At 47.6% G+C, this 7,690-nt stretch carries 5 protein-coding genes; 3 read left to right on the forward strand and 2 right to left on the reverse strand.

Annotation, left to right across the window (positions count from 1 at the left end; all coding sequences use genetic code 11):
• Window positions 1–229: 229 nt before the first annotated feature.
• Complete coding sequence (locus MO387_RS15860) at window positions 230–2,356, forward strand: TonB-dependent receptor (RefSeq protein ID WP_242326407.1); 2,127 nt, start codon at window positions 230–232, stop codon at window positions 2,354–2,356.
• A gap of 213 nt (window positions 2,357–2,569) precedes the next feature.
• Here the strand turns inward: MO387_RS15860 and pmbA are convergent, their stop codons facing one another.
• The gene (pmbA, locus tag MO387_RS15865) at window positions 2,570–3,913 is read right to left on the reverse strand and encodes a metalloprotease PmbA (RefSeq protein ID WP_242326408.1); all 1,344 of its coding nucleotides are present in this window, start codon (window positions 3,911–3,913) and stop codon (window positions 2,570–2,572) included.
• A 174-nt stretch (window positions 3,914–4,087) separates the two neighbouring features.
• On the opposite strand from pmbA, the gene yjgA reads away from it, so the two are divergent.
• The gene (gene yjgA, locus MO387_RS15870; protein ID WP_011847919.1) at window positions 4,088–4,624 is read left to right on the forward strand and encodes a ribosome biogenesis factor YjgA; all 537 of its coding nucleotides are present in this window, start codon (window positions 4,088–4,090) and stop codon (window positions 4,622–4,624) included.
• A gap of 29 nt (window positions 4,625–4,653) precedes the next feature.
• A complete protein-coding gene (locus MO387_RS15875; protein WP_242326409.1) occupies window positions 4,654–7,164 on the forward strand; it encodes an Ig-like domain-containing protein in 2,511 nt (836 codons plus the stop codon).
• Between the two features lie 50 nt (window positions 7,165–7,214).
• On the opposite strand, the gene MO387_RS15880 is transcribed toward MO387_RS15875, so the two are convergent.
• Window positions 7,215–7,690: transposase (locus MO387_RS15880; protein WP_242326410.1), on the reverse strand; the 476-nt coding region annotated here is incomplete at its 5' end.

The following is a 7,690-nucleotide window of genomic DNA, read 5'->3' on the forward strand; positions in this document are numbered from 1 at the left end:
AAGCAGGATTCCATTGATGTGCTTATCGATGATTGATGAGCACAATGTTTAAAGAGTCAAAGAAAATCATGGCCTAAGTGATTCAAGTGCGAGGAATTTACCTTCTGCTCAAGCTCAATTCTGTTTTTAACCCGCTTTGTTGCCCTCTGCGACAATATGCCGCACCTGTCACTCATAGATGCTCTTTATAATGCAGCGCAATTAATCCAAGTGAATGGAAGACAATAAGATGGCTGCAAATTCTGCGTATTTATCTCACCCGTTTAAAACTTCAGTAATTTCCTCATCCCTCGCAATCGCCATGGGCTTATCGCTAGCGCCACAGGCAATGGCCGATGACAGCGAATTAGCCAATATTGAACGCTTAGAAGTCCACGGCCAACAGACCGAAAACCGCAACACGCTAGGTTCGGCTGAAAACCTGCTGAAAGGACAAGGAGTAGATTTCTCCGAAGCGGGTGGCGTATCAGCCCTGCCTATTCTCAATGGCATGATGGGCGATCGCATTAAAGTGTTAGTTGATGGTGCGGACATTACCGCTTCCTGCGCCAATCAAATGAATCCACCGCTGTCTTATATTTCCGCCAATCAAGTCACCACAGCCGAAGTGATTGCGGGTGTATCGCCAGTCAGCGCGGGCGGCGACAATATAGCGGGGGTGATCAAGGTCAGCAGCCTTAATCCTAAATTTGGCGAAAGCGATAGCATCAAGTGGAATAGCGGCGATATCTCAACGGGATACCGCAGCGTGAGTGATACCTTGCTACTGGGCACCAATGCCACAGTTGCCAGCAAAAATATCAGCCTAAGCTATCAAGGCGCCTATGAAGATGCCAACAGCTATAAAGATGGCAATGGCGATAAAGTCATCGATACCCTGTACCGCGCCCAAAACCATGCATTGACCGCCGCATGGCGCGATGAGACTCAAGAAGTTGCCATCAAACTGACCCATCAGAATATTCCATTTCAAGGTTTTGCTAACCAATACATGGATATGACGGATAACAAGAGTTACGGTGCCCTCGCCCGTTATCAACTCAAACTTGACGATGACGGTGAGTTCAGCGCCCAATTCAATTGGCACGGCGTGAAGCACGAGATGGGCTTTTTCACCCCAGAAAAAACCGGCAAGATGCCGATGAACACTGAAGGTGACGACTACAGCTATCAACTGCACTGGCGCTTGCCAATGGGCGATGACAGCACCTTACTGGTCGGCCAAGAATACTATAGCTACCAGCTCGACGATGTTTGGCCTGCGGTGCCTGGCACTATGATGGCACCCAATGACTACATCAACATCAACGATGGTGAACGCCGCCGCGCCGCCGTTTATGGCGAATGGCAGCAAGATTTAAGTCAAAGCTGGTGGTTATCGGCGGGTGTTCGCTTTGAGTATGTCACCACCAATACGGGTGAAGTCCAAGCTTATAGTGACATGCCAATGATGGGCATGCCGAATATGGATGCCGCTGCGGCGCAGGCCTTTAACGAGCTGGACAGAGAGCGTAATGATGATCTGATCGACGCCACCTTACTGGCGCGCTATCAATTATCGGCCAATCAACAACTTGAGTTTGGCCTTGCCCGCAAGAATCGAGCCCCCAATCTGTACGAGCGTTACAGCTGGGGTCGCGGCACTATGGCAACCACTATGATAGGTTGGTATGGCGATGGTAATGGTTATGTGGGTAATCCAGATCTAAAGCCAGAAACCGCCCACACCCTGAGCGCAGCCTATAAATATAACGGTGATAGCTGGCAAGTCTCGACCACAGCTTGGTACACAGCGGTGACTGACTATATCGATGCCGAAGTGATTGGCAGTTTCAATCGCACTAGCTCAGCTGATGGCAAACGCAATATTCTTCAATTCACTAACTTAGATGCCAATCTCTATGGCGCACGTTTTAATGCGCTCTATCAGTTTGCCGAAACCAGCACAGGTAAATGGCAAGTGTTAGGTAAAGTGAATGTGACCCGTGGTGAGCGGGATGAAGGCAATGAGCCTTTATATCAAATCAAGCCACTGCAAACTGAGCTGGCACTGCAACATCAGCTCGGTAACTGGGAAAACAGTCTTTCATGGCAATGGGTTGCGACCAAAGATCGCGTGGATGAACGCCGCCTTGAAAATGAAACCGATAGCTACTCCTTGCTTAACTTAAACAGCAGCATGAAATGGCAGGATCTGACTGTAACCTTCGCGGTGAATAACCTATTCGACAGCTACTATGAGCTGCCACTGGGCGGTGTGAGTGTGGCGGAATTTAAGGCCGATAACACCAATGGCTTTAAGCAGATTGCCGGTGCAGGCCGCTCGTTCGAACTCAGCGCAAGCTATGCGTTTTAACGACTGATTTTTAACGACATGGATTTGTGACGATACCGCTGATTAGGGCGAATAGCCCTAATCAGCGCGTTAAACAAAAAGGGCAAGCAGATTAAGTGATTAATCGCTTGCCCTTTTTTATGCTCAAACCATATTCATGCTACTGACACTAGAGTACAGGCAATAAAGCACTGAGACGACTTAAGCACTATGCACAAAGAGTAAAACTATGGATTAGTTACCCGCAATCTTCATTTCAGATAACAAGATACCGCCGGTACGAATCGATGAGCGCAGATCAAAATCCTTACTCACGGCCTGCACGCCACGGAACATCTCTTTTAAGTTACCCGCGATAGTGATCTCTTCCACTGGATATTGGATCTCACCGTTTTCAACGTAGAAACCTGCCGCACCACGGGAATAATCGCCCGTTACCATGTTCACACCTTGGCCCATAACTTCGGTCACAATCAAACCTGTGCCCATGTCTTTTACCAATTCGTCAAAGGTTTGGCCTGTATGGCCAAGGGTCCAGTTATAGATACCGCCCGCATGACCCGTGTTGGTTAAGCCTAACTTGCGCGCCGAGTAGCTGGTCAGCAAATAGGTTTCTAACATGCCGCGGTCGATAATACGTCTATCTTGAGTCGACACGCCTTCGCTGTCGTAGTTCGCGCTCGCCAGTGCGCCCAGTAAATGCGGCTGTTCTTCGATATTGAACCAATCGGGGAAGATTTGGGTGTTGATCGAATCCAATAAGAAACTGGATTTACGGTATAAACTGCCACCGCTGATCGCACCGATGAAGTGGCCGATTAACCCTGTGGCGATATCTGGCGCTAATAAAATAGGTAAACGCGTTGTCGCAATCTTACGCGCACCGAGGCGGCTGACTGTCTTCTCGGCGGTCTTTAAACCGACCGTTTCAGGTGCAAGCATCTCGTTGAATTTACGGGCGATAGTGTAATCGTAATCCCGTTGCATATTGCCTTCGCTATCTTCACCGATCACGCTGCAACTTAAGCTATAACGCGAGCTGCAATACCCGTTTAAGAAACCGTGGCTGTTGCCATACACTTTAACCGCAGTGTGGGCATTGGCACTGGCGCCGTCGGAATTATTGATGCGCGGATCGGCATCGAGTGCCGCAGTTTCGGCGCGGATCGCCAGTTGGGCTAACTCATCGGGGGAAATATCTTCTGGATAATACAGCTGAAGATCGCGGATCTGATTTGCCATCAAGGCTTTATCGGCAAGACCACTGAATGGATCGGGAGAAGTATAACGGGCGATATCGTCGGCCGCTTTCACCGCTAAGGCGATAGCCTCTGGACTTAAATCCGACGTCGATGAACTGCCCTTACAACCATCGCGGTAAACCGTAATCCCTAAGGCACCATCTTTATTAAATTCAACGGTTTCGACTTCTTTTAAACGGGTAGAAACCGACAAACCTTGTTGTTTACTGATTGCCACTTCGGCAGCATTCGTTCCTAATTTGTTGGCATATTCCAGCGCCACGGCCACCGCATCTTTCAGCGCGCCCAATTCACTATCGATTCTGTTCAAAGACACAAAGCTACTCTTTCGTTGTCGGCAATTGCCGTAGCATAACAAACACAAATCCCATTCACATTAATTATTCGCGGCGGACTTAGGCTTGAGCGCGTATCCTAAGCACATTCACCTAGGCGATTTTTGGTTGGAGATGTTATTATTAGCCAGTAAATTACTTGAGGTTTTATCGATATGAAGATTGTTGGTGATTCAGAACATTTTAAACAGCCCTACGACATAGATGAAGATTATGTCAGCAGCAAAACAACGGACAAGCGCGACAGCGAAGCCGTGCAAAAAGTCGGTATGGAGCTTGTTTCACTGAGCAAGACTCAGCTAGATAAAATCGAGCTGGATGAGTTTTTGTACGACGCTATCCTGCAAACACGCAAAATCAAGGTCAATACTGAGGCGTATCGTCGCCACATGCAGTATATCGGCAAATTGATGCGTAATTTTGATATTGAGCCTATCAAGGCTTCACTCGCTATCGTGTTGAATAAAAACAACAACGAAACTGCGAAGTTGCAGATGTTCGAAAAAATGCGTGAACGCTTACTCACCCAAGGTGATGATGAAATTCAAACCTTAGTTGAGCATTATCCGCAATTAGACAGACAAAAACTGCGTACTTTGGTGCGTCAAGCCACCAAAGAACTGGCCAAAGGTCCAGAATCAAAATCATCTAAAGAGCTGTTTAAATATCTACGCAGCGAAATCCAAGACTAATTAACTTCAGCCCCACAAGGATGTTGCTTATGCGACTTAGCAAAACGTTATGTAGCCTAGCTTTGCTTTTTATTGGACTATTTGGACTCGGGGCCTGTAACGGCCCTGCGGACGAAGATAACGGTGGCACAGATGCCACTGACGGTATCTATAAACTGTCTATCGACTTTAAGACCTTATCGGGTTCTGAATGCGGCAGTGTTACTTCACTCCAAAGTTTCCCTAAAGACACAGGTTTTTGCGCAGTCGCGAAGTTAAAGAAAGGCTCAGCTACAGTGAGCAATCAGAAAGTCGACTTTACGACAGACCTTGGTGTATTAACACCTAATAGCAAACTAACAGATAATAACGGTGAAGCCATTATTATCGTTAGTAATCCTGATTTACTTGTCAATGCAGGGACAATTACTGCAACGACAACTCCAAAAGATTCCACAACGGCGCTAACAGCTACCCGCAATTTTGAGTTTTTAGTTGTTAGCGATGGTACCTCTCCTGCCGTTCCTAAACTCAGCGCCAGTATTTTAAATAGCTCAGCCTTAGTGACTCGCTTCAAAGTCGATGAGTCGGTACAACTGCAAGCCATATTGCTCGATAGCGAAAGCAACGGCATCGAAGGCGCGAAAGTGACGTTCAGCGCCGGCTCTGCAGCGCTGAATCCTGCAAGTGCGTTGACCGACCCTCAAGGTATTGCGCAGGTGCCCTATACGCCAAGTGCAACTGAATTAGGGGCAAACTCCCTCACAGTAACAGTGGACTACCAAGGTCAATCGTTGCAAACCAGCAGTCTGTATGAAGTCTTGAGTAAAGATGCGGTCAATCAAGAAGGCACGCTGAAACTCGGCTCATTCAATGGCGCTGTTTTTATCGAAGGTAAATTGGCGAGCACCTTAACGGCCGATGCCAATGAAGCATATAAGATCAGCGCAGGGGGCAGCTTTGGGGTGACCGCAAGTTTAGTCTTAGAGGCCAATGACGGTACTATTACCCGAGTGCAAGCACCCTCTTCCATCAGCTTTAGCTCAGATTGCACCAACAGCAATAGTGCGACACTCGATACACCCGTCACTACGCTATCGGGTAATGCCAGCTCAACCTTCCAAGACACAAGTTGCAGTGGCAATAGCGAGCGTAGCGACCAAATCATCGCCACAACAGTAGCAGGCAATCAGACGCTAACGGCAAATTTCCCATTCACACTGCAACGCCAAACCCTTGCCAGCTTAAGTTTTGAGTCGGCAGAGCCGGCACAAATTCGCATCAAAGGTGCGGGTGGCACAGGTGCAAGCGAATCCTCTTTAGTCAGCTTCAAAGTCACCAGCGCTAATGGAAAACCCACTGAGCAACAAAAGGTTAGCTTTACCTTAGACACTGTGGTTGGCGGTTTAAGTTTTGCTAATGGCACTGCTCACGCGGAAGGCCTGACTAATATCCAAGGTATCACCAGTGTGCGCGTATTATCCGGCACAGTACCGACACCAGTACGCGTAGTCGCTACTGCCGTTGACGCTGATACGAGCGAAGTCATCACTAGCCAGTCAGAGCAACTAACAGTCAATACCGGCTTGCCGCAACAGCTTGGATTTAGTCTATCAACGACAGTATTCAATCCAGAAGCAGGTGACTTTAATGGTGAAACGGCAACGATCACCATTCGAGCCTCCGATAGTTTTGGTAATCCAGCGCCCGATGATACCGCGGTTAACTTCACCACAGAAGGCGGCCAGATCCCGACATCATGTGTCACTAAAAATGGCACTTGTAGCGTCGTTTGGACATCACAATCAGCACGCGTACCCGATCACCGCATCACGATTCTCGCTTATGCCTTAGGTCACGAAACCTTCTTCGATACCAATGGCAATAACATCTTTGATGATGCCGATATCAGTAAAGACATCAATGGCACGCCTGTGACTGACTTGGCTTGTTTAACGAATTCAGGCGTTACAAAAAAATGCACCGGTAATGGCATGGACATCGAAGCCTATCTTCCTAGTGGTTTTAGTGATCTAGGTGATGCGTTTAGGGATGACAATGAAGATGGCATTAGGAATTCAGCCGAACCATTTTGGAATACTCAAGCAAAAGAATATAGTTTTGCCGATGGTAAATTTAACGGTCCACAATGCGAAAGCGCACTCTGCGGCAAAGGCCAAGCCAATAAAACCTATATCCGCAAAGCCTTAGTAATGAGCATGTCAGGCTCACAGGCTTATATCAGTGTGATGCAAGACGGAGTGTTATTGCCGAGTGTCAATAACATCAAACCTGTAGCCGTTGGTGCTAGTTCTGAGTTTGTAGTATTTGTCCACGACAGTGCGAATCAAATCATGCCTGCTACGACTAGTATCGAACTTTGCGTCGATTGTGCTGGAGCGCCTAAAACCTTCGAAGTGCCCAATACTGTTTATGCGAAAGGCAGTCTAGGTTCGCCGCTGAAATTTACAGCATCGGCCAACGCCAGTGTATCGCTGAAAGTCACAACCCCTAAAAATGTGGTCACTGACAACTTAGGTTTCACAGTGCCATCGCTTTAAAACTCGATTAAGCAAACTGAAAAGACCCGCGAATGCGTAATGCCGTTCACTTAAGAGTGAACGGCATTTTTCTTTGGTCTAACCGGATACTTGTTTTTACTCATTTTAAGGACTCGTGGATAAGCCCTTTCCCGTTTACCATCCAACTTAAATTGCCTTGCATTTCGTTCTATATCCAATACGTCTCTCGGGACATTCCCCGGCGTTTGTGATGGCAGTTGCGTCAACTTAAAGATGATATAACTCGCCGCATCCCTAAAACTCAGTTGATTAGGATGGACCGATGGCAAGCTTTTAGCCATCAGCAACATCTTATATCTAATGAGATTGTAGGCCAGTAGCACGCCCCACAGCTCTTGAGTCACCAGCTCTGGTAGTTGACTGCGTAGCGTAAAACGACTCTCCAACAGATGTTGTTTCATCTCTCTGTAGCCCAGTTCGATTTCCCATCGATGGGCATATAAGTCGACGATGTCTTCGCTGGGGTAACGCATCGGGTCAGTCAACGAGGTCAAAATGGCGACTG

Source organism: Shewanella sp. N2AIL (assembly GCF_022690845.1).
Classification (GTDB): Bacteria; Pseudomonadota; Gammaproteobacteria; order Enterobacterales; family Shewanellaceae; genus Shewanella; species Shewanella baltica.